At 57.7% G+C, this 23909-nt stretch carries 17 protein-coding genes and 1 riboswitch; of the genes, 2 read left to right on the top strand and 15 right to left on the bottom strand.

Annotation, left to right across the window (positions count from 1 at the left end; all coding sequences use genetic code 11):
• The first annotated feature begins 283 nt into the window (after positions 1 to 283).
• Positions 284 to 1537, top strand: coding sequence for an outer membrane protein (locus ABIA42_RS02300; RefSeq protein ID WP_011084880.1), 1254 nt, complete (start codon positions 284 to 286; stop codon positions 1535 to 1537).
• Positions 1538 to 1645: 108 nt separating this feature from the next.
• A complete protein-coding gene (locus ABIA42_RS02295; RefSeq protein ID WP_014497773.1) occupies positions 1646 to 1981 on the top strand; it encodes a hypothetical protein in 336 nt (111 codons plus the stop codon).
• Between the two features lie 157 nt (positions 1982 to 2138).
• On the opposite strand, the gene ABIA42_RS02290 is transcribed toward ABIA42_RS02295, so the two are convergent.
• The 15 genes from ABIA42_RS02290 to metE form a co-directional block, all read right to left on the bottom strand.
• Complete coding sequence (locus tag ABIA42_RS02290; RefSeq protein ID WP_011084879.1) at positions 2139 to 3476, bottom strand: glutamine synthetase; 1338 nt, start codon at positions 3474 to 3476, stop codon at positions 2139 to 2141.
• A complete protein-coding gene (locus ABIA42_RS02285) occupies positions 3476 to 4762 on the bottom strand; it encodes an ATP-grasp domain-containing protein (RefSeq protein WP_011084878.1) in 1287 nt (428 codons plus the stop codon). Before ABIA42_RS02285 ends, ABIA42_RS02290 begins: the two co-directional genes overlap by 1 nt.
• The gene (locus tag ABIA42_RS02280; RefSeq protein WP_231088512.1) at positions 4759 to 5628 is read right to left on the bottom strand and encodes an EamA family transporter; all 870 of its coding nucleotides are present in this window, start codon (positions 5626 to 5628) and stop codon (positions 4759 to 4761) included. The genes ABIA42_RS02285 and ABIA42_RS02280 overlap by 4 nt, the downstream gene beginning before the upstream one ends.
• A 163-nt stretch (positions 5629 to 5791) precedes the next feature.
• On the bottom strand, positions 5792 to 6607 hold the full coding sequence (locus ABIA42_RS02275; protein WP_011084876.1) for a gamma-glutamyl-gamma-aminobutyrate hydrolase family protein: 816 nt from the start codon (positions 6605 to 6607) through the stop codon (positions 5792 to 5794).
• A complete protein-coding gene (rtxC, locus tag ABIA42_RS02270) occupies positions 6604 to 7662 on the bottom strand; it encodes a dhydrorhizobitoxine desaturase (protein ID WP_095424344.1) in 1059 nt (352 codons plus the stop codon). Before rtxC ends, ABIA42_RS02275 begins: the two co-directional genes overlap by 4 nt.
• 31 nt (positions 7663 to 7693) lie before the next feature.
• Positions 7694 to 8185, bottom strand: coding sequence for a PLP-dependent transferase (locus ABIA42_RS02265; RefSeq protein WP_231088513.1), 492 nt, complete (start codon positions 8183 to 8185; stop codon positions 7694 to 7696).
• Between the two features lie 42 nt (positions 8186 to 8227).
• Positions 8228 to 8988 (bottom strand): IS5 family transposase gene (locus tag ABIA42_RS02260; RefSeq protein ID WP_236842183.1). Its coding sequence is split into 2 segments (ribosomal slippage): positions 8228 to 8649 and positions 8649 to 8988, totalling 762 coding nucleotides; the frame shifts between segments, so codons are not numbered across the junction.
• Between the two features lie 45 nt (positions 8989 to 9033).
• On the bottom strand, positions 9034 to 10941 hold the full coding sequence (locus ABIA42_RS02255) for a 2-aminoethylphosphonate--pyruvate transaminase (RefSeq protein WP_370115707.1): 1908 nt from the start codon (positions 10939 to 10941) through the stop codon (positions 9034 to 9036).
• Between the two features lie 612 nt (positions 10942 to 11553).
• Positions 11554 to 12363, bottom strand: a complete 810-nt coding sequence (istB, locus tag ABIA42_RS02250) for an IS21-like element ISBj11 family helper ATPase IstB (RefSeq protein ID WP_018270204.1) — start codon at positions 12361 to 12363, stop codon at positions 11554 to 11556.
• On the bottom strand, positions 12360 to 13910 hold the full coding sequence (gene istA, locus ABIA42_RS02245; RefSeq protein ID WP_080769320.1) for an IS21-like element ISBj11 family transposase: 1551 nt from the start codon (positions 13908 to 13910) through the stop codon (positions 12360 to 12362). The genes istB and istA overlap by 4 nt, the downstream gene beginning before the upstream one ends.
• Before the next feature lie 1434 nt (positions 13911 to 15344).
• Positions 15345 to 15638: a hypothetical protein gene (locus ABIA42_RS02240; protein WP_272481446.1), complete on the bottom strand. Its 294-nt coding sequence runs from the start codon at positions 15636 to 15638 to the stop codon at positions 15345 to 15347.
• Positions 15639 to 15923: 285 nt separating this feature from the next.
• Positions 15924 to 16109: a hypothetical protein gene (locus ABIA42_RS02235; RefSeq protein WP_076829490.1), complete on the bottom strand. Its 186-nt coding sequence runs from the start codon at positions 16107 to 16109 to the stop codon at positions 15924 to 15926.
• 2473 nt (positions 16110 to 18582) lie between these two features.
• Complete coding sequence (locus ABIA42_RS02230; protein WP_256379475.1) at positions 18583 to 18705, bottom strand: hypothetical protein; 123 nt, start codon at positions 18703 to 18705, stop codon at positions 18583 to 18585.
• Positions 18706 to 18862: 157 nt separating this feature from the next.
• Positions 18863 to 19069: a hypothetical protein gene (locus ABIA42_RS02225; protein WP_026312600.1), complete on the bottom strand. Its 207-nt coding sequence runs from the start codon at positions 19067 to 19069 to the stop codon at positions 18863 to 18865.
• Positions 19070 to 21112: 2043 nt separating this feature from the next.
• On the bottom strand, positions 21113 to 23458 hold the full coding sequence (gene metE / locus ABIA42_RS02220; RefSeq protein WP_028144317.1) for a 5-methyltetrahydropteroyltriglutamate--homocysteine S-methyltransferase: 2346 nt from the start codon (positions 23456 to 23458) through the stop codon (positions 21113 to 21115).
• Positions 23459 to 23558: 100 nt separating this feature from the next.
• A riboswitch (cobalamin riboswitch) is annotated at positions 23559 to 23761 on the bottom strand.
• Positions 23762 to 23909: the final 148 nt, after the last annotated feature.

Genomic DNA, 23909 nt, shown 5'->3' with positions numbered 1-23909 from the left:
CTAGCCAAGTATTGGTGGGGCAGTGGCCGCGCGGCTGTCGGTATTGAGACAAATGTCAGCAGCTTGACGATACACGCCGCGACGAAGTGCCCGCAAAGCCTGCGAATTCACTTCGGCACGCGACTTGCTCTCTTTGCGGCATCATCACCAATCGCAGCGCGATGGTCTTCGGGACGGACTCGGCGCGTGTCGCTGTTAGCGTCTGCTCCGCCCCGACGGTTTGCTGCGGCGATAGCTTATGGACGCTCGGTTATGGACCGAGAAACTGCAGGGGACGTGTTGAATGCGACCTGGAGTTCTTCTTTTGGGAGCCACGACAATTGCGCTCGTCGCAAATGGTGCGGCGAATGCGGCAGACCTTGAGCCGGAAGTGAAACTGCCCGCGGCGGTGTGGAACTGGTCCGGAGGCTATATTGGTGGACACGTCGGCGGCGGGTACGGCCGAACCTCCTTCAGCAATCCCTACGGTCCGTCAATCTATGGCGGCATAGTCGATACGCCGACGTTCCTCGCAGGTGGCCAGATCGGCTACAATTGGCAGAAGAACGGCTGGGTGTTTGGCGTCGAACTCGATGTCAGCGGTGCTGTCTCAGACGGCACAAATACCTGCCTCGCGTCGTCCGGCTTTGTCGTGAGTGCAAACTGCAAGGCAGGTCCGAACATCTTTGCCACCGCGACCGGTCGTGTCGGTTACACGTTTGGCGCGTCGGGTGGCACGCTGGCCTATCTCAAGGGAGGTGCAGCTTGGCAAAACAATCAGGGCGACGTCATCAATAACCATGAAGGCGGACTCGTGCCACAGGAGAAAACCCATTTCGACTACGGTCGCATCGGTGGCATCATCGGGCTGGGCGTCGAGCAGGCGCTTACGCCCGCATGGTCGGTCGCAGCTGAGTATGACTATCTGAATTTCGGTGGCCCGAGTGTCGCGACACCTCCGACGGTGCAGGGTCCGCCGTTCGCAATTGTTCCGGCGAACACAACGAGCCCGTCCAGCAACTATCACATCGGAAAGATTGGATTGAATTACCATTTTGGCGCCGACCCGTGGACGGCGCAATGGTCCTATGTGCCGCAGTACGCGAAGGCTCCAGTCGGCGCGCCGCCGATTGCTTATTCAGATGGTTGGTCGTTCGAAGGCGGATCGCGGCTCTGGCTCAGCCGCGGACGATTCCAATGGGACCACAGTGTAGCGCCCTACTTGCCTCTAGACCCCAGCGTCCTTGTATCGAGGCTCACCTATCATGGCCTTGACGGACTTTCGGGAGAGCTATTTGGCCGTGTCGACAGCCCATCGGGAGTGTTCCTGAAGGGCAACATTGGCCTCGGGCGCTTCGATAAAGGAAACATAAACAATGAAGATTGGCTCGCCGATCGGGAACTCTCCTATATCAACAACGCATCACGGCAACGAAACGGACGGTTCACCTATTTTACCGCAGACTTAGGTTACGATTTCCTGCGCGGCGCCAACTACAAGGTCGGCGGATTTATCGGCTGGACCTACTACGAACAGAGTTCCGACTCCATCGGTTGAACGCAGATTGCCCACCCCCGCTACACTTGTCCGGCGAACCCAGACACTATCATCGGCAGCCAGAATACTCAGTGGAATGCACCTCGTGTCGGCCTAAGCGCCGAAACCATGCTCTCTGAGCGCTGGCGCTTAAACACCGATGTCGCCTACCTGTCCTGGACCGATTTCAAAGGGCGTGACCACCATCTCTTGCGCGACGAGACCACCTTCGATGAACAGCGGGGCAACGGTGGCGGCGGCGTCCAGGTTGAAGGCGTGCTGTCCTACTTCTTCACCAAGAACTTCAGCGTCGGCGTCGGCGGGCGCTACTGGTCCATGTGGACCAAAAAGCGGGGCGACTCTTTGTGCAGCAGCAGCGGCTGCGTCGGTGATCCGGCCATATTCGCGAAGTACAGCATGGAGCGCTGGGGTACGTTCTTTCAGGCCTCCTATAAGTTTGATTGAAAAGATCACACCTCAAACCAAGCGCCGGGCGTCTTCAACGCTACGAGTAACGCACATTTTCTCTGCATGAACTCCAACATTAGCGGCACAGACCCCCGCAGTAGCCCTGCCGGCACCGGCCAGAAGAATGATCTCCAGAACTGTCGAAGAGCCCAAGCTAAATGATCTCAAAGTATCTCCGACGTTCAAAGTCGGTGACCCGATGTTGAACGGCTTGCCACTCCCAATGGCGCGAGCAAGAAAACGCTCCAACAAACCTTTCTCCAAAGACATCACTGGCCGCTGCAGACTCTGCAAACCGAGATGTTGCCTCTGATAGGCTTTGAGGCAGTCTCGCGGACGGACGACACATTTCCACGCTTGCATCACCGACGATCGAAGCCGGTAGTGCCGGACCTGTCTCGACGCCCAATATTCCCGAACCAATCGCACATGCTAGCGCGAGATATGGGTTCGCGTCTGCGCCAGGCAGCCTATACTCCAGGCGATGGGCAGATGGCTCTCCCGGAATGGCGCGAACCGCGCAGGAGCGGTTGTCGACTCCCCAGCTTGGACAGATTGGTGCCCAGGAGCCAGGTACCAATCTCTTGTAGCTGTTGAAGTTTGGCGCAGCGAGCACACAGAACTCATTCATGTATTCTAGTTGTCCGGCGATAAATTGCCTCATAAGATCGGAGACGTTGCCGAACGCATCACCGTCGTAAAACGCATTTTGACTATCCGAGGACATGGAGATGTGAATATGGCCGGACTGGCCAGGCCATTTCTCGGAAACCTTGGCCATGAATGTAGCCATCATGCCTCGCGTTTGCGCCCAGGCTTTTATCATCGACTTGAATATGGTTGCTCGATCGGCGGCTTCCAGCGCATCACAATGACGAAGTGACGCTTCGACCACGCCAGGTCCCGTTTCAAAGTGTAGTCCGCTGAGAGGTATTCTAGCCTTCTCACAAAGCGCCAAGATCTCACCGAACAGCTCATGTTGCGCGATAGAGCGCGCAATCGAGTAGCCGAACGGGCCGCGAGTTAAAGGAGCCCATTCACCGAACGGCTTTTCTTCAATCGTGTCTGCGTTCTCCTTAAATAGTATAAACTCAAACTCAAACCCGGCAGTGCAGTCGTATCCGTGGTCAGCAGCCCTTCGTAGGACCTTACGCAGAACGCCGCGCGGGCAGATGTTCTCATGCGCGCCCGTGAACTCCGCGAGGTAGAGATATTGAGAGCCGAGATGAGACACCGAACGGCCGGTGCCTGATAGAATACGCAGGTCAGCATCTCCGAACGCTGATAGCGGCTTTTGCGTGAAACTCGCCGGAATGACCCGGTCCGTACAATCCCACGCCAGCACCGCTTCAGAGAACTTGATAACTTTATCTCCATCCGAGAGATCTTCACCTAAGACGTGTTTGCCTCGCAGAACGCCATCGAAGTCGCTGACGCCGACCATCGCCGCGCGGGCTGGATTCGCTCCGGTGAACCTGGGATCAGTTGGCATTAGTCGCGATCCTGCATCACTAAATCGAACACCTGGTCCATCCGCATTGCTCGCAACTTGCGATAGTCATTCTCAAGCGTAGTCAAGTCGCTATTCACGAGATAAACGATGCCCGGTGTCGACGCCAAGTCGATCGTGGGAACAAGCTCTTGACCAATCGGAACGAATGCAATGGCGTCTGCGAAGCTCGGCAGCTTGCGGATTGCTTCGAGTCCCGGGTAACCGGCGACGACACCGCCCATATCTGAGATCAACGAGACGCAAAGTGCGTGAGCCTGCCGCTTGTAGGGCCCGCGCAGCCTCATATATTCACCAAAGCCCTTGGGATCTGCGTAGCACCAGGCCGTCAGGGTCATATGGTTGTGCCCCAACGCCATCGTTCGTGCTTTTGCCGACATGGTCCCTTGAAGCCTCGCTCCGAAGTCAACCAGAACTGGTCCCCGATGATCGACGATGATCTCAGCATGAGCCGGTCCCTCGGCGATCTGAAGCGCCTGCAACGCTCGTTCCAGGTAGTCGGACAGCTCCTGAACGATTGGTTCGCTGCCGTCCAACAATCTCTCGAGTGAACAGACCGATGATGCTCGCTCGATAGGAACGGTGTCATACGTCCAGGCCTCCGTAACGAAGGCATTCCCGTGGATCGAGATGGCGTTTACGGTGTATTGTTGACCGTTTATTTTTTCCTGCCCGAGGGCAAAACGATTCAACGCTCCGACACGGTTGGTCTTCCCGACAATCGCGCTTAGTGCCCGCTGAATGTCAGCATCTGTCGTGCAAAAGAATACATCCTCGGTTCCCGTACTGTTCAGAGGTTTGATCACGATCTCGTCGAAGTTCGCTTCGCGCTTCCAGCTTGCGATTTCTACAGCATTGTCAGACACGACTTGTCTGATCGATCGCACACCGGCATAGGTCAGCGCGCAAGACAATCGCGCTTTGTCACGCCGAGCAGCCGATAGAGCGGTGCCGTTTGAAGGTAAGCCCAGCCGCTCCGACAACGAATCGGCGAGTTCGACTCCAGACTCGCAGCCGGCGATAACGAACTCAAATTCTCTGCCATGGAGGGCCTGAAGATGATATTCAACGATGTCGTCATACCCCATGCGCTCGCTGGGGCGAATGACTTCATCATACAGGTTAGCATCAAAGTGCGCTTGGAATATGGGTGGAATCTGTGCGGCCGACATCACATGCACGGTTCCAATGCCATAGCGCTTGAACTGTTCCGGTAGATATCGGCCGGTAGAGTATGCGTCTACGATTACACAATTCCGTTCTTTCATGCGGATCTCCGATACTGCAAGTAGATGTTGCTGACGGCGACAGCCGTAATGAGAATGTTTCCAAGGAACGTATGTGACGAAGGCACGATGCGAGAATCGAAGTACTGGAACAGGAAGGTGATGATAGGGGCGGTGGACAGGACCATGTTGACGGTGAAGGGCTCGACGTAACGAATGCCCTGCTGGATCAAGAGCAAAGGAACGATCATCGTCGAAACGCCAACTGCTGCGATCGCAAACCAATGCTGCGAGATCTCAAGCACGATGGATGAATAGTCCACCAGTCCCAGCAGCAAGATAATCGTTCCATAGAACCGATGCGCCAGCACTTGCCGGCCGGAAAACCCACGGTCGAAAAGCAGTTTGACAAGTACATTTGTGAGGGCGAGCGATAGGCCGGCCACGATGGCCAAGACTATTCCAAAGGACGATCGAGCCCCCCACTCCACGCCTGCGTTGCCGCTGGCCGAGATCCAAATCATGTAACTCGCGATCATCGCGATCGAAGCGCTGACGACGATGTCGGATGCTGGCGGAACTCCCTGGCGCCTGATCACGGCGTTTAGCCACACAGTTGCGGTGGGCCCCAACGCCACCATGAACGCGACGACGATCGCAGGTTCAACGTATTTCAAGCCGATAAATAGGCCGATCCAGCTGATTGCTGTCACGACGTTGAGTACGGCGAAGACCAAAAGGGACCGATTCCCCACTCCTGCCTTGCTTGTGTCGTGGCGCGCCAAGAGATTGAACGTCAGACAAACCACGGTAAATGACAGCAGGAGCGCGACGAACGCATCTGCTCGCTGAAAATACGCTGCGGCATAAACCTCGCCTGCCGCACTCACGAGGACATAGAGGGCCACAAAGAGCACTCCCAGCGCGAACCTATTCGCCAATCGTCTACCCTTCCCGTGCCCGCGCGACGGGGCGCGGCCCGCGCAGGGACCGGGCCGCGCGCATCGATTTTGAGGCATTCAACTTTCGGCCTGTACTGACCACGTTTGGTTTGAAATCTCACGATCTGCCCTAGTGATTCTTCGTTCCGCGGTACACAACACAGGCCTCTCCGAATGCTTTGAAGAGTTGCTTGCCGAGGAGATCGGTTGAGACGTGCCATTCGGGGTGCCATTGCACCCCGATTTGCAGCGTCGGCGCGCCAATCACCGAAGCCGCCTCAACAAGACCGTCAGGCGCCCACGCCTCCCGCCTCAGCGCCGGGGCAAGCGCCTCGATGCCTTGATTGTGCAGCGAGTTGACTTGGGCTTCGATCGTCCGGGCGATTGGGAAGAGCGCGCCGTCGGAAGATATCCTGACGCTGTGCGCGGCATCGTACTGACGGTCCCTGGGACGGTCTGGCTTCTCGGCATGCATAGCACCGCTTTCGAGGCTCCACTCCGCAAGCGATGGGCGGAGTGTGCCGCCGAAATAGACGTTGAGCTCCTGAAGCCCACGGCAGATGCCCAAAATAGGCATTCCGAGCGCGATGGCGCTCTGTATGGCTACGGCAGAAAGCCGGTCCCTAGGACGGTCAAGGATCCCAGCCTCAACGTCCCGATCAGGATCAACTAAGGATGCAGGCGCTGACAGGACGGCGGGGTCGACGTTCGATTCATCACCTGTCAAGACCACACCGTCCAGCCGGCGCATGATGGCCGTGGCGAACGCCTCCCCAGCATCTTCCGCGTCGACGGTCGGCAATACGACGCAAGCAACTCCCCCATGACGATGGAGTGCCTGCACGTACTTACGGCGTAACCAGTCGCGATGCACACCGTCGACCAGAAGACGGTTCGAAGTGACGCCGACAACGGCTCGCGCGCGCTCGGGCTGTTGCAGACTCACGCCACCTGGCCCCGCGTCCGGACGGCGGCAACGGACTGCTCATACAGCCGTCGATTTCGCTCTTTCAGCTGAGTTATGACGCTAGGCTGACCTTGAGGCCCCTTGACAAAGAGCCCGCCCCAAGTCGCGGCGACCTTCGCGTAGTTCGGATCCTGCATTCGGATTTTCTGAGCCTTGCGCAACAGCCAAAACGGGATACCGGGCGAAAGGTGGTGCTCAAGGTGGTACTCATCTAGATTCTGCCCAAGAATGGCTCGCTCGAGGAAGCTTCCCTTCCGATTTCTGGTGAGATAGACGTTCTGCGTCTCGTTTTCGCACATTGGCGAGTGCTCGGCGAGTTCGATGAACCAGCCGAGGACCTGAAACGTGGTGAGATAGGGCACGATCCAGAACAGGACCACAATATGGAGCAGCCCAAGAACATATGATCCGGCCAGGATGCCGATCCAGAAGAGATAGAAGCCATACCTGTCAATCAGTATGCCTGAGCGGCTCTGATCCTCGACATCTTCGACCGAAAACCGGTTGGTCCAGAGATACTTCAGATAGGCCACTGTCGCGCCGCCGAAGATCGGCTTCCAGATGATGTTGAAGGCGTATCTCTCTGGAGGCTGCACGTCATAAACGCCCCTGGCCAGGAAAAACTTCAGGTCGGGATCCTTGTCGGGGTCGCCGAGATAGGGATGATGCAAGTAGACATGTGAGATCCGATAGGCCCAGTGTCGCTGGAACAAGGGATAGGAGGCGAACAGAATGCCAAGAACATAATTCCAGGTGGTGTTCTTCGCGAGCGTGCGGTGAGCTGCATCGTGAGCGATGGTTGTCAATCCGCGCTGATATGCACCAATCAGGAGGACGGCCAGCGGGTAGAGCCACCACGAGACAGACACGGTCGCAAGCGTGCACGCTGCGATAACAGCGTAATCTTTCGCAATGTAGGCGGCCCCTGTGATGTTGTCGGGCCTTAGCTCCGAAAGTTGCTTATTGATCTCCCGGCTGAATTGGACGGCCTCATAGCGTGATGACCTCAGTTTCCAAGCGTCTGCCTGATTCATGAGAACCTCTTCCTGATTGCCTTGCAGGTTGTCAGATTGCGGAAAGCGCCTTGTCCAGATCGCGCAAGATGTCGTTGACATCTTCGATGCCGACACAAAGCCGGATTGAGCCGCCAAATATGCCGGCGGCTTCGCGCTTTTCCCGGGGGACGGTGGTGTGGGTCGTCGAGACAGGATGAGTCACGAGCGTGCGGGCATCTCCCACATTGGAAACGTGATACATCAAGTCAATGTTCTGGATGAACTTTCGCCCGGCCAGTTCGTCTTCCACCTCGAACATGACCATCGCCCCGTGTCCATATGCGGTGTTGAGTGTCTGTTCGACGATTTCCCGATCGGCGCCTTCGAAGAGCCCCGGGTAAAAAACCCGACGCACTTTAGGATGCTCCTTTAGAACGCCAGCCACGATCCTGGCATTGGCGCAGTGCTGCTTCATGCGAAGCGGCAGCGTTTCAAGCCCTTGGATCAGTTGAAAGCTCGCAAACGGGGAGATGGCTGCACCGGTATCGCGTAACCAGGTCATGCGAGCCTTGAGGAGAAACTCGCTCTTTCCTAGGGTCCAGACTCAATTGAGCCAATATGCGACGAGAGCGGCGAGATGAACAGCGGCCAAAAAATTACGGGCGAGCTTGTCATATCGCGTGGCGATGCGCCGGAAGTCCTTGAGCCTGCCAAAGCAGCGTTCGATGACATTTCGTCCTTTGTAGGCGCGTTTGTTGAAGCGATGGATGACGACACGGTTAGATTTATTGGGGATTACGGGCTTGGCGCCACGACGAATGATTGCGCCGCGAAGCTTGTCGCCATCATACCCTTTGTCGGCGAGGAGCACGCTCATGGGTGGCGCGAGCGCCAGGACATCGGGAGCCGCAGCGATATCGGCATCCTGGCCTGGAGTCAGATGCAGGACGACCGGCCGGCAGAGCGGATCGCTCAGCGCATGGATTTTTGTCGTGCGGCCTCCGCGCGAGCGGCCGATTGCTTGATTGTGCTCCCCCCTTTTCCGCCGGAGGCACACCGGTGAGCTTTAATCGAGGTCGAGTCGAGCGACAGTACGACGCCGTCTTCGCCAGGCTTGGCCAGCGCTTCGAAGATTGCGCACCATCGTCCTCGCTTGGCCCAGCGATTGAAGCGATTGTAGATCGTCGTGTAAGGGCCGTATTCACGTGGACAATCACGCCATCGTGCACCCGATTGCAGCATGTGAATGATGCCGCTGACGATGCGTCGGTCGTCGTCCCGATCCGGCCCCGTCAGTCCCCTCGGCAGATGCGGTTCGATACGCGCCCATTGCCTGTCGTTCAGCCAAAACAAACCAGCGCGCATTCTCTCGCCCCCGAATCAACACGTAGGCAAGAGAATCACGTGGCGCTATTTAGGTACAGACCCTAGGACATCGACATCGCGCACGGCGTTGTGCCAGACAATTCCGCCATGCGCTTCGTCGGGACCATTGAACAAGGGAAAGCGAGAAGCTCCCCGATAGCTAACTTTACCGCTGTCAACGATTAGTCCGCCGAGGGTCGTGCCGTGGCCCGAGATATATTTTGTTGCAGCGTACGTTGTAACTGCAGCGCCCAGGTCTGACGGCCGGCATATCAGCGGCGTAGTCGTGTTGTCTACGACCAGAGGCACGCCGTACCTCCGGCCGATCTCCGCGAGCTGTTTAACGGGAAGCGGAATCAGACAGGGATTCGATATTACCTCTCCGAACAGGCAGATGGTGCGATCATCGATCGCTCGTTCGAACGTCTCGGGCCTTCGAGGATCTGCTGTCCTCACGCTGATTCCCAAACGCTTTAAGGTGTTGTGGAGCAGGTTCCAGGTATTGCCATATAGATATGGAGAGGCAACGACATTGTCCCCTACTTCGCCACTTGAAAGGTTGACGATAGCAAGGAACGTCGCCGCTTGACCTGACGCAACGGCGAGCGAGTCGCTGCCCATATCGACAGCGGCGTAGCGCTTCTCCAGCGCGCGGGTCGTCGGATTGATAATCCTCGTGTAGGTGAACCCATCCGCCTTGACGTTGTAGACGTCAGCGATGTGGTTGAGATCGCCATCGAGTTCATAAGCTGTATTCTGGTAAATCGGCACTGCGACGGCTTTCGTCACCGGGTCGCGCCGATAACCCGCATGCAGAACAGCAGTCTCGGCGGAAAACGGCAGCTGCCGATCTCCAACTGCTTGAGCCGGCATCTTTACGCGCGCCCCATATGCCTCCTGGTCCGGCGCCGGCCTTGCTGACCGGGCCTGGCCGGGCCGAAAATAGGTACGAAAGGCGCATCCCAACCGCTCAATCCAGCTGGATTGGATTTCCCCAATGCAACCGACGCGAAAGCTTCGCGTCGCAAGGTGCAGCTTCGAGTAGACGTAAAGATTGTGGGCCGCCAAGTGGCGATACAGCCCATCGAATCCTTGCTGGTCTACTATGCCGGGCGGCGCACTGAACGCAACGCAGACCGGCGACTGCAACTCGGGGGACAGCAGCGGAGACACTGTCCCTTCGAGTTCCTTGATGAGGTCGTCTCTGACCTTCTCGTACCGGAAGCGCCTGGCATCAATGCTCTCCTCATGCAGAATCTTCAAAGCCATTGTCGTTGCCTGAACGATGTGGGTGGGAGGGGTCGACCGCCACTCACCCGTGCGCTCGAGCGAGAGCCATTGATCTCTCACATCGAGCACAAACGATCTCGGTTCTTGAGCCGCATTCTCCAGCAGCTCGCGGGACGCAATTACAAACGCTACTCCCGGCGGCCCTTCTATGCATTTGTTGCTGGATGTGACCAGTACGTCAGGTCCACGCTGGCTCAGATCGATATTGAGGGCGCCGAAGGAACTCATTCCATCAATGATGGTTTTTACGCCACGTCGCCTCGCCTCCTCCACGATCTCTTGCAGAGGATTGACGATTCCGGTTGTCGTCTCACAATGCACGAAACACAGGTGCGTAACGCCAGGATTTCGGCTCAGATACTCGCCGATTTCTTGCGGATCCAAAGGATCGGTCGCGCGCTTGACGAGCTTCAGCGCCTCGACACCCCACAGCCGAAAAAATTGCAGAATACGCTCACCATAGATGCCGTTTACGCAGACGAGCGGCCTGTCGGCTCGGGACACAAATGAAGAGAGGGCAGCCTCCATTGCAAAGGAGCCCCCTCCTTGAATAGGCACCACCGAATAGTCCTCAGCGTTTCCCAGCAAGTCGAGCATCAGCCGCCTCATGCAGGCGGTCACCTCCTTGAACTCGTCATCGCGAGATGCGAGATCAAGCTGCATCTGGCTCCTCACCGCCAACGATAGCGACAATGGACCAGGCGTCAGCAAAGAGCGCTGTCTTGTCAAACCATTCCTCCTACATTGTTTCGTCGATGAGCTGCCGTACGTCCGCCATCGACCCGGAGGCGCGCGTATGCCGTCCTCATCGATAGCTTCGAATGAAGCGCCTTGAATCGCGGTCGCGTTTCGCGTCGACCGCTCCAAAAGGCCGCCGGATAACAACCTCCAATTTCTCATTGCGGACGGAGAGCGATCCTTCACAAACCTCCCCGTTGATGCGTTTCAGACCTCCCAAATAGCCTTTTGGCACTGAACGCTCGGGCGCAAGTGGGCGCCGACGCTCGCTCTCATCCAACTGTCACGCATGTGCAGGCTTGGGCGTGGTCGCCTCTGGCGCTATGAGGCGCCAGTCGGCCGACGGTCCTGTAAGACTGCCCAGTCAGGTAAGCTTTGCCGCCAGAAAGGCGATGCAGCCTAAATTATAGCGCGACGATCTGGGTCGGAAGAGCGCGGCGATCAGGATGGCGAGTCAGTGTCGCGGCGCGATGATGATCGCCGCGATGATTGTCGCGCGCAAGAGTTTTGTTTGCTTTGATTGTCGCGGAGCGTCAATCAAGCGAGCGTTTTTTGTGTCGCGTGCTCCGGTGGCCGCCCTGGACCACGCTTTCGCTCGAGGGCAGTCCGCCTGCGATAGCTCTCGACGTTCATCTCGACGATGGTGGCGTGGTGAACAAGGCGATCGATCGCCGCGAGGGTCATAGCTGGGTCCGGAAAGACCTTGTTCCATTCTCCAAAGGGCTGATTGGCGGTGATCAGCAAAGAGCGTCGCTCGTAGCGTGCGCTGATGAGCTCGAACAGCACACTGGTCTCGGCCTGGTCCTTGGTGACATAGGCAAGATCGTCCAAGATGACGAGATCGAAGCGATCGAGGCGGTTGATGGCGCCCTCGAGGTTGAGCTCGCGGCGAGCCACCTGGAGCTTCTGCACGAGATCGGTGGTGCGGGTGAACAGGACGCGCCATCCGTTCTCGATGAGGGCCAAGCCGATTGCTGCCGCCAAGTGGCTCTTGCCTCCACCGGGCGGACCAAACAGCAGCAGATTGGCGCCCTTGCCGAGCCAGCCGTCGCCGGCGGCGAGTGCGGTCATTTGCGCCTTGGAGATCATCGGCACGGCCTCGAAGTCGAAGCTGTCAAAGGTCTTTCCGGTAGGCAGCCGCGCCTCGACGAGATGGCGCTCGATGCGGCGGCGGCCGCGCTCAGCGATCTCGTGCTCGGCAATGGTGGCGAGGAAGCGCGCCGCCGGCCAGCCTTCTTTATCGGATTGCTCGGCAAATTGCGGCCACAGCGCCTTGATGGCGGGCAGCCGCAGCTCGTTGAGCAACAGATTGAGGCGCGCGGTGTCGACTACGTTGGTTGTGCTCATGCGGCGCCTCCGATCTCGGCGGTACCGATGAGGCATTCATAGGTGGCGAGCGGTGCGAGGCGTACCACGACGTTCGGCACCTGGGCGGGATCCGGGGCGAAGTGAGTACGTAGCCGGTTGAGGTCGGGCAGCCGGCCGTCGTTCAGGTCAGCCGTGAGCTGATTGGCGAGTTCGGCCTCGCAACCGCGCTCATGGGCGAGTGCGAGGAGATCGACCATGATCCGGCAGGCCTTCTTGTCCGGTAGGCGTTTGCGCAAGACGTCGAAGGCTCGGCGGTAAGCTTCCCGGGGGAACAGCTGGTCGCGGTAGACCAGGTTGAGGAGCGCCATCGGCTTGCGCCGCAAGGAATGGATCACGTGTCGATAATCGACGACCTGATCGTGCTTGCCATTGGGATGCGGCCGCCCGCGCGGCAAGGTGAGGAGATGCGTGCCGCCGACAAACACGTCGAGGTGATCGTCATACAGGCGCACCCGCAGCCGATGGCCGATCAAGCGCGACGGCACCGTGTAGAACACCTTGCGCAAGGTGAAGCCGCCGGACGACGTCACGTGGACGATCACCTCTTCATAGTCCGACGTGCGGCGGTCCGGCAGATCCTGAAGTGCGCTACGTTCACTGTCGATCCGCTTGGCGTTGCGGGCATTGCGGCGGCTGGCGATCTCATCGATGAAGCCACGATAGGCAGCTAGATCGTCGAAGTCGGCGGTGCCACGCAGCAACAGCGCGTCGCCGATCGCTCGCTTGAGATGACCATGCGAACTCTCGATCGCCCCGTTCTCGTGGGCGATGCCACGATTGTTGCGGGAAGGCCGCATGCCGTAATGGGCACAGAGGTCTTCGTATCGCCGCGTCAGATCGTCTTTGGCGTCGCGGTCGAGATTGCAAAAGGCGGCCGACAGGCTGTCGGTGCGATGCTCCCGTGGCGCCCCACCGAGTGACCACAAGGCATTCTGCAGGCCTTCGGCCAGAGCGACGAAGCTCTCACCGCCGAGCACGACATGGGCGTGCTCAAACCCGGAATAGGCCAGCCGGAAGTGATAGAGACGATGGTCGAGCGGTACGCCCGCGATCGTGACACCCAATTCGCCCATGTCGGTGAAGTCGGACAGGCCGCGCTGACCGGGTTCGTGGGTCTGGCGGAAGATGACCTCCTGCTCCTCGCCGTGGATCGCCCGCCAGGCCCGGATCCGGCGCTCCAGCGTGCGACGGATGCCGGCGCCGAGCTCGGGATGGCGTCGGAGCAACTCCTCGAAGATCGTGACCGGCCGCACACCGGGGGCGGCCTTCAGCATCGGCGCGATATCTGTCTCAAATACGCGGGCCAAGGGATCTGGCCGGCGACGGCCGCGGGGAGCCTTCTTCTGCGACGGAAGGCGTCGATCCTTCTCGATCCGGTAAGCGGTCGAGGTGCTGAACGAAGCCTTGGCGGCGGCCACGGGTGGGCTATCGGTCTGACGGTACTTCATGTAGAGCCTCATTTGGTGATCGGTAATGTGTCGGCCTGGCACGCGAGTGATTCCTCTTGGCGGAAGAACCACTTGCATAACCAGCCGGCCGCGATCACCAGTCGGCGCGGTCCGCTGTGGATCGCGCCGACGCCGGGCTCGTAACTCCGGTCGGGCTACGCCCTCCCTGCGTCACGAGCCCGGCGTAGCCCTCTCATCATGGTCGCCGCTCCACTTCCATCCTGTTCGCCGCGCGGCACTAAATCGTCGCGCCCGGACGATAGGCAGCACTCGATAGTCTTCGTTCGCAGCGGGTGTGCAATGCGATTGCTTGGGACTTGATGCATTTTCACTCCGTTGCTCGTGGATGGATTGGGACGCACATGGCTGTCTTGGCGAGCTCGAAGATCGTACAACTTGACGTTACGGGCGTTTCAACCCTCTCGGGTATTTTTCTCGCGGGAATTTTTCCTCACGTACTCCCGTTTGGCAGCGACGAGTCGACGCAAGGAGCGGAGTACGAAGGATTCACAGCGAGGTTCAATAGTTTGAAAGTTCAATTTGGATCGAGCGTGAGTATTCCGCGTGCGAGCGCGATTCTGCGGCGAAATGACGGGATCGTTCCGTTTACGTGCGATCCGGGCCAAAGAGCCATATGGAGGTACGGAGCTTCTACGCAGTCCCCGCGAGATCCTACTGGACGCTGTGCATGACGGTTTACACCTTCTGCCATAGCTGTTGTGTCACGTCCTTGCGCTCGCATGGAGCGGCCTTGGCAGCCTGCGCCGAGCCACACTTGATGGCGATCCAGCGATCTTGGATGCTGGGCGAGCAAGAATCAGTTCGACACCTTTCGGCGAGCGGCCGTGTGACTCCGCATGTCGCCTCGATTTGCTGGGAGTACGTCGAGCCAGGTCCAATTAAGTTGCGCGCATTTATCTTGGAAGCGATTCCTGGGCTTTCAGCATCTCAGTTACTTAACGCCGCTTCGCCGCGGGACGTCTCACCGAGCGATCGTGGCGGCGGTGAGCGTGCGGCTTTACGGCGGTTCCAACGCGTGGGCGGCGAGCAGGATTTGCCGGCATCCCAGCGCTCGGTGCGCACAACTACCTCGCCGATGAGGCACTCTGGTTGGACGACAGTCGCACTTCGTACTTGTTCTGCTCTCTCCTCTGCAGGCCGGCTCGTTGATGCGAGCTCGCGTCCGACATGGTCTACGGGCGCGGTCGAGCACGCCAGCGGTTGACCAGAGCGGATCATCAAGTGATCACTCTTTGTCGCTTGCTAAGTATGAGCTCCGCTTCCTTTTCGGCTACGCCCATGGCTGCCTTCATGGCGATCAACCAGGAAAGGCGGAACGAAGCATGACCCGAACACGCGGCGGGGCTTCGTAGCTCAGGATGGCGCATGCTCGTGACAGAGTTGCCTCGCGATGCGAAGGTGCGGGCGTACGCCGAAGGTGTTCGCCGACGAGCGGGGGCCAAAAGGAAGCAAGTTTGCCAGACGGCACCATCGCCACAAGCATTCAGCATCTTAGGAGATGCTGAGGATCTGCTCAAGCCGCGCGACCTCCCCTCGCAACATCTCGATAGACACGTCTCGGTTCTCCGAAATGTTCAAAGCAGTGTGGACCGGCTCTCCAGCGTGAGATGAGCCGGGCAATCCTCCCGCATTGGTACTTCGCATATCCCACCAGGTGCGGAATATACGGCGATAGAGTTCAGTTACCTCCCGTCCCCTGTCTAGAACTCCGGCTTTCTGGGCATGCAGCAGTTCCTGCTCATATCCGAGTTCCAGCAAAAGCTCGGCACCGACCAGATCGGTCACGGTTTGCATCTCCTCGAACGTTCATGTGGAAGATCCTTGGTAGGGCTACGAGCAAAACAATGTGTTCAATGCCGATTATGAATCACGACCGGACATAACCTTTGAGACCAACACTTTCTAACAAAGCCCATCAATGAGGATGCTGGAGGCCCACCGCCACATTGAAACGCCATCCAAAAAACCCCCTCAGCGCGGATCGGCAAAGCCAATTTGCTACAGAACCTTCTATGGCACTGAGGGCGGCCTGCGAGCCGCCCTACCGTGCAAGTACCAGCGCGGCCCAAGCTATCGCTGATGTCCGAGTCCGATTCCAAGATTCAAGGCCTTCTGGCGAAGCGCACCGACACTGCGTTTGGTCATCTTTGCTATTTTTATCACGGGGGTCCTGGCCTTCGAGTGGACTTTGAGCTCCTTGATATCTGCCTTCGTCCATTCGCGCCGCTTAACGCGTTTCTTGGTTGCTTTCTTCACGATGAATGCTCCTTCTTAGGGGAGCGGCTTGTAACATAGTTTTTTCGGCGCGACGACCGTAAAAAATTAGACAAATATTATACGGAATCGCGCCAGGTATAATCTTGGGCATGTCTTCCGAAGCGAGGTGTCTGCACTGTTGCAGCTGCGCAATTGTAAACTTCATACGCACGTCGCGTTCTGATAGCGTTCCAATCGACGCCTTTATATGCGGAGCTAAACAACCAACACGCTCTCGAATAAGCGAGCCAAATCGCAATAGAGATGAACGGATCCCACTAAGGAGGTGCGGACAGAGAACGGAAGGATGTTGTGTTTCAGCCTCCGCGATATTGCTAAGAGAGAGGTGGCTGACGAGAATGATCACAAGGCCCGCTCAGCTTTGATCACGCGCTCTTTGTCAAGTTCGCTTCTTGACGTATTCAACTCGCGCAAAGAGCGCCGCCGCTTGATGGCCTCGACTGAAGTGGTAGGTTATTGGTGAAGTTCACGCGCGCCGACCTCACATCCAAAATGCTGATATGTCGAGCTCGTTCTCCGCGTGCAGCCCACTGCCAGTGATGCCCTCAATTCCAGTGCAAGATCATCATGCCAACTTTTCGGGATAAGAAATTTGCTGAAAATCCAGCACGACTGGCGTCCACCGCCGATCAGGACACCACAGGCGGTAGAACGCTTAAAGACGGGCAGAGACCCTCGTCGGCTACCTTCGCCAACCAACACATGGGTTCTTGGCCCTGTTCCCGCATCTGACCCGGATGCCTTCCGGGAAATCAGTTTAGCCGACCGTCTCGACGACACTGATGTGCACGAAGAGGCCAAATCCTTCGTCCCTCAGGTCAATATCTTCGGTCGCGTTTAACGACTCCACAACACTGATTACAACATTACAACGACACTGTTTCTAGATTGAACTTCGCGATCCAGTCGAACTACATCACCACCAGCAAGGGTTTAAGCGGCTGTCCTCCACGTCGAAATCGGTTTACGTGGGCTCAACCGCATGCCGTGGGACGCTTTCTGCCCGCGTTCGCTTCCAGCCGAGAAAACAAAGGGAGCGGCACCTCAGCTTTCGGCTCTTGCGCGAACTCTCGCTCAACCTGCGCCTGCATAGTACCCCGATCTAAGTTTTCGAGCGCCTCAAGCTATTCTCTTCCCTCCTCGGTGATAATCCAGCACCCGGCCTTCCGCTCGATCAGCTTTTGGCCGAAAACATCGAGTTGGGGCGCGCGGCTCGCAGTCCGCTTCATACGACCCGTCCACTCCGGGCCGCTGCTACAATAGATAGCCAAATGCTGCTTAACGACTTCGATACTCGCCAGACCGTGCGGCTGGCCGGCAAGTCTCTTCAGTATCGACAACTGAAAACTCGCGCACGCCATCGACTTAAGGAACCCATATTACATATTTTGAGGTAAGCTCCAGAGCTGCGAGCCGCTTTTCAAAAGAGAGCTTCCTCCTAAATCCGATTGCACGACACCCGCCTGCCGTCGCCGCGGTAAGCAACGCTTTCGACTGCATCCCGCCAAGAATCTTCCGAAGAACGGTTCAGCATTAGATAGCTGCGTTGACTAGGAGCGTGAGGTGGTCTTGACTGCCGACTTCGACCGACTTGAGATCAAACGACGTCGGTAGTAGCCACGCCGTTGTACATCCTGATGAATGACATCGCTCACCGAACGAACCGCCCGCTTCTTTCGTTTCCAATTCCCGCCCAATTCCGCGGGGATCGCAAAGCCTCTCGGCACGACCAAAAGATCGTTTCTTTGGTTCAAATAGATATCGAACATGTGGTGGCTCTTTTTTGCACAAGCGTAGATCGGCTGTCATCGAAGCAACAGTTGCCTTTAAGTCACTGGACGATCAAATGACATTCAAAAGCTCCCGTCCTGATACGGGAAGACGGTCACGTGCACAATGGTGCCGCCAGATGTGAGCGTGTGCACGTCCCGACTTACGGCGCACGGAGAGGGCACCCGACAATGTCCACTTCAAACGAGGCGGAGAGTCTATCTAGGTGGCCACTCCGAGCGGATCTTAAGATTGCCATAAAAGAATAGATCGAAAGAGAGTTCGCGATCGTGAGCCGCATAATTGGTGGCCGTACCCGCTACGACTTCCTTCAATCTCGACCACTCATCGTACGAATTCAAGGTCACGCTTACCTCCTAGCAGCGAGATCGTCTGTTCTCTACCCACTGGGATGATCCCGCTTTGGCCGGCTGGTCAGATGCGCTCTACACCATTGCCGGATAGGTGCTCTACACCACGAATTCAACCTATCTGCCCTGAGGTTCGCCACGGCGGATAACGTATTTGCCGTCCCTTCGGGATTCCATATACGGCTGCCGGCGGCGTAGCGCAAATTGTACAATTGGAACGCTTGCCACAGTAAGGCTACCGCACGGAGTGGCAGCGGGCGGAAGTAAGGCTGATCCGGAGCACCGCTGCCAAGGTTCGAAGTGGACGCCGGTCACTGTAAAAGGGCAAAGTCTCGTCCGATCGAAACGCGGACGCCGGACACAATGTCGTAGGCATGCTCGACGAACACGTCGTCGCGCCCGACGCCATAGCCGCCCATGCAGATGAATGCCATGACTGGCGAGGACGCCGGTGAATGTCACGGGCGTGAACTGAGAGCATTGGCCGGTGTTGAAGACCTTAAACTTCCGTGGGGGAAAGTGCGACGCCCTTGCTAACTCAGGAGAGCTCGTCCTCACGGAATGCTCGAAAGGCGATGTGGACGGATTGGCTCATGCAGGCGGTGTTCGAAGCTCCAAAACATCGGCGAAGATTGTCCAATCGCGGACTCGCCTTTGCCGGCAGAAATCGGTCTCCGCCTGCTGAGCTGCAGCACTCAGCGAGGCGGCATCGACCTTAAATGCTGCCTGGCACGCACGATGCTCGCCGCCGGCATCGTCGCAAACGATCTTCATAAACCGGACGCTAAATGAAGGCATGCCCCTCTCTTCGTGTGGTTTGCTTATCCACTATTCTGCCATTCGCGCGGGGAGTATTTGATTTGCCTCAAGGAGCATCCCAAGAGGTCTGTCCGATCCTCCGAAGATAGGCCGAAAGTCCGCCGTGAACTTTACGAGCTGTCCGCGATAGTCTTGTGAACGACTGCCGCAAGTGCAGGCTTATCGCGGGCTGATTTCTGCCATGCGCCGGCGGGCTACGCGCGCAAGCGATCGCTGGGCAATGACGCCGAGAACCCCGAACTTGCATCGGCGGTCCACCTGAAGACGCGATTGCAGAAGCCGATCATTACACTTGTCCTAGCCCACGTTTCGATAAGCCCGGTCCAGGACTTCAGCGCCAGAGCTTAAGGTCAGGATCAGCGCCGGCAAGGCTACCGAATGAAAGGCGAAGCATCAATGACCATCGGCGTGCACGGAGCAATGGCGAAAATGTTGTCTTAGCCATGGGCGTGAGTTGCGCCTCAAATCAAGGCGCTGGTCTGTTGCAGAGAACGCGAGGCGCTCGCTGAAGCGCGAGTTCGGAGCATGTCGACAGGCGTCTGCGGCTGGTAGCGGTCACGAGCCACCGATCCCGGACGCGCACAACTTTTTGACAAGCATCAATGCTGCAGCGGCTGCCTCTGATAGAAGTGGTCTTCTAGTAAGGTCAGACGCACGGCAGACAGCAATGCTTGACGCCCATGATGCTTTCATGCCCGGGTACCCGCGGCCGTTCCTAGGACTGCTGCCAGACGCAGCCGCAGCCGCGCGGCGAGCCAATGACCGGCCACATGATAAATTGCGCCGACTTGCGATGGCATCTACTTTATCGGCCTGCGGGACGGCCCTGCTATGCGCTCAGAGCGAAGCTACGCCCATCTAAATGCGCGCGTGAGGAAGGCCACCCACACACAACCAACACGATGACGCCGGAGGACAAGGAGATGTGTCTCACCAACAAAGGACGTGACATGACAGACGGCCGGACCATTTACCCTGCCCGGGCCGGATTACTGGAGCTGCAGTCCAGTAAAACTGGTGCAGCACATCTACAAATATCAATGGCCGAGGCCTTGAGCTGATCCAAATCAATTCGACAAAAGCTCAGATGTCGTTTCCTGGCGCAGATCCAAATATTTCAGTTCGCGAGCGGATCATGTTCCGTCACAACAGCGCAAAGCCGATATCCCTCCGCCGCGGCTGACGCGATCGAGACGCGGGTCGTCCGAACGATATCGGCGTCGGCCTGTCCGCGCAGAACCCAAGCGATGTGCGCAGTGTTAACAAGGTATCTGAATTTGTCACCCCGCAGCTATGAACACCGGCCAGGATCTAATGATCTGACATGGGAGCAGCTTGGAAAGGCGCCGCCCTTCGATCAGGATCTGGAGATTGCCGTGATCGAGGGTAATTCAATTCACCGGGTGGTCTTTCCTTGCCGCCGGATCTTCGGCGGATGGATCAACGCGAATACCGGAGAGCAAATCGCGGTGCGGCCGACGCATTGGCGTATGTGGCCCGGATAGCGCCGTTATCCCAAATGGATTGGTGTGAGTTGGGGTACGGACTGCCTTCGCCGTCCTCTCTTCTGAAACTATCTCGTGGATCGAATGAGGGAGCCTGACGGCATCTCCGAGCGGACCGAATCCGCGCCGAGTGCCTTGCGGTGTCCGTCAAGCATTAGTTTTCTCATTGCTGTCGCGGCCGTTGCCAACGTGCCCATGAGCGACAAATCTCGGCGTAAATTTCCAAATCTCAACCTATACGGCCGCGTACCACGGCATGATTAGCTGCAATACACTTCTGCTTACATGGGTTGCAGATTTTCGGCGAATGTTGTCGCCGTGATCGAGCAGCCGGCAATTCTACCCCGGCCAACGAAACTAGCGCAACGCGTCACCGTCTTTTCTCCGAGACCGTACCTTCCCCGGTCCACGAAGTGGACCGGGCATCATGTCGGCGGCAATGGTAGCCTCGATATTGTGGAAAGCGCAAATCACCACAACCGAATTAGCTTTGTTGAGAACAGACCGGAGCTCGGGATCAACCGATTTGCGGATCGGATGCAGCGCGCAGTTCGCGCGCGGCAGCGACCATGTTGGTGAGCGCCGGCCGAACCTCCTCCCATTTGCGCGTTTTTAGGCCGCAGTCCGGATTGACCCAAAGCTGCGAATCCTGCAAACGCGTCCGAGCTAGCACCATCAGCTCCTTCATTTCGCCCGTCTCGGGGACGCGTGGAGAGTGAATGTCGTACACGCCCGGTCCGATTTGATTTGGATATTCGTACTTCCTGAACGCATCCAGTAGCTCCATTTTCGATCGCGACGTCTCGATTGAAATGACATCCGCATCCATTGCAGCGATCGCACCGATGATGTCGTTAAACTCTGAGTAGCACATATGTGTATGGATTTGCGTTTGATCGGTAACGCCCGATGAGCAGAGGCGGAAGCAATCTCCGGCCCAATCGAGATATGCCTTCCAGTCCGACCGGCGCAATGGCAATCCTTCGCGGAGTGCAGCTTCGTCGATCTGTATTATGGCTGCACCGGCATTCTCGAGATCGCGGACTTCATCGCGCATCGCGAGCGCAAGCTGACGGCAGACCTCGCTTCTAGGAATATCATCGCGAACAAACGACCAGTTCAGGATCGTCACCGGTCCGGTCAACATCGCCTTCATCGGCTTACCAGTTAGTGATTGCGCGTAGCGCCACCATTCCACGGTGATCGGCTTCGGCCGCACTACATCGCCAAACAGGATCGGGGGCCTAACGCAGCGCGAACCATAGGACTGAACCCATCCGTTCCTTGTAAATGCGAAGCCGGCGAGTTGCTCGCTGAAGTACTGCACCATGTCATTACGCTCGAATTCGCCATGCACGAGGACGTCAAGACCGATGTCCTCCTGCCAACGTACGGCGCGGGCTATCTCCTCTTTGAGGAACCTGTCGTATTGCTCCTCGCTCATCGCACCTCGCGCATGCGCCGCGCGAGCATTTCGCACCGCTGCGGTCTGCGGAAACGATCCTATCGTCGTGGTAGGAAAAGCCGGCAGTCCAAAGCGTTCCCTTTGGATCTCGGAACGACGGGCAAACGGGGTGGCGCGCTGGCGCATCGTCTGATCGATCGCCCTCATTCGGACAGCGACGTTGGCATTATGGATCTTCGGCGAGGTCCGGCGGGCAGTCGCGGCGCATTCCGACTCGGCAAGAGCTAGCCCAACATTCTGGTCGCCTGCGAGTACCCGCGCCAGGATCGCAAGCTCACGCATCTTCTGAACCGAGAAAGCAAGCCAGCTCTTGACGTCGGACGCGAGCCCGGTCTCGAGTTCAACATCGACCGGCACGTGAAGCAGCGAGCAGGACGGAGCGAGCTGTACACGGTGCCTGCCAAGCTTCGCAATCGAGGGCTTCAGCCGCTGACGGAGCGACGGCAAGTTCGACCGCCACACATTGCGGCCGTCGATGACACCGAGCGACATGACGAGATCACTTCGGCCGTCAGCAATGATCTGATCCAATAGTTCTGGCGCTCGAACCAAATCGACGTGCAGACCGGAAATTGGCAGGCTCAAGGCAGTATCCAGATTGTCGCCTAGGGCGCCGAAATAGCTCGCAAGCATGATCTTGATAGCGGGTCCCTCCTTTGCGAACCGGTTATAGGCGTGCAGCAACGATTGTCGCGCCGCCTCATCCAGATCAAGGACCAGGCAGGGCTCATCAAACTGAACCCAACTTGCCCCTCGTTTGGCTAATTCATGCAGAAGGTCGATATAGACAGGTATCAGATCATCGAGGAGAGAGAGGGGCTGGAACGCGCTATCGGTACTCTTGCCGAGCTTTAAAAATGTGACCGGCCCGATCAGGACAGGGCGGGTCTGAAAGCCAAGAGCCCTGGCTTCCTCATACTCTTCGACGGGTTTGCGAGAGCACAGTCTGAACGCCTGTCCCCGGTAAAACTCGGGAACCATGTAGTGGTAGTTGGTATCGAACCACTTGGTCATTTCCTGCGCGGGCACGCCAGATCCCCGCGTACTCTGGTCGCAACTCGCATCCTGATCGCCGCATTGCGATCCGCGGGCCATGGCGAAGTACGTCTGGAGCGAAACGGATTCTCCGCTCGAGGCGTAGATCTCCGGGATGGCGCCAACCATGACACTTGTATCAAGCACCTGATCATACAGCGAGAAGTCGTTTGACGGAATGATCGTGACGCCGAGCGATTTTTGACGAGCCCAGTTCGCTGCGCGTAGGCCGGATGCGTCTTCGTACAACTGCTGTTCACTAATCTTTCCAGACCAGTAGCTTTCTAGAGCGAGCTTGAGCTCACGCCTTGGGCCGATGCGTGGCGTTCCGAGCGTAGCAACTGGAAGAGAGAGAGGAGACATCGCGTTAACCCCTGTTGGGGACAAAGGCCATGGCGGACGCAGGCAGGAGAAGTCGCGCGTGCGACGGCTGCTTGGCGTACCACCGAGACACCCCGCCCGTGGACCAATATATTGTCGGGGCCGGTCTCCTGGCTTGCTGGTCATCGCTGCTGTCCGGCCTTCCCGAAGCCGTGCAGGCTTCAGTGACATCGTTGGACAGCGGCTCGCCACTTACAGTTGCGGGGGCAGCGCCGGCATTTGCACCGGCTTCCCTCTTAGCTCCGGATCAATGGGAACCGGAGAACCTCGACGACTTGGATTATCGGCACGAGAACTCTTCCGTCAACCTCTCAGATTATGTGCAAGCTAATCTGCGACATCTGCTAGCCGAATGACCGTGCATCTCTGTGACTTACCACCATCCAGAAACATTCTCTAATCAGAGATGTCATAATCAGACATATCCTTCTCA

The sequence above is a fragment of the Bradyrhizobium sp. USDA 327 genome (assembly GCF_041262065.1).
Classification (GTDB): Bacteria; Pseudomonadota; Alphaproteobacteria; order Rhizobiales; family Xanthobacteraceae; genus Bradyrhizobium; species Bradyrhizobium liaoningense.
This window is presented reverse-complemented; position numbering and strand designations above follow the sequence as displayed.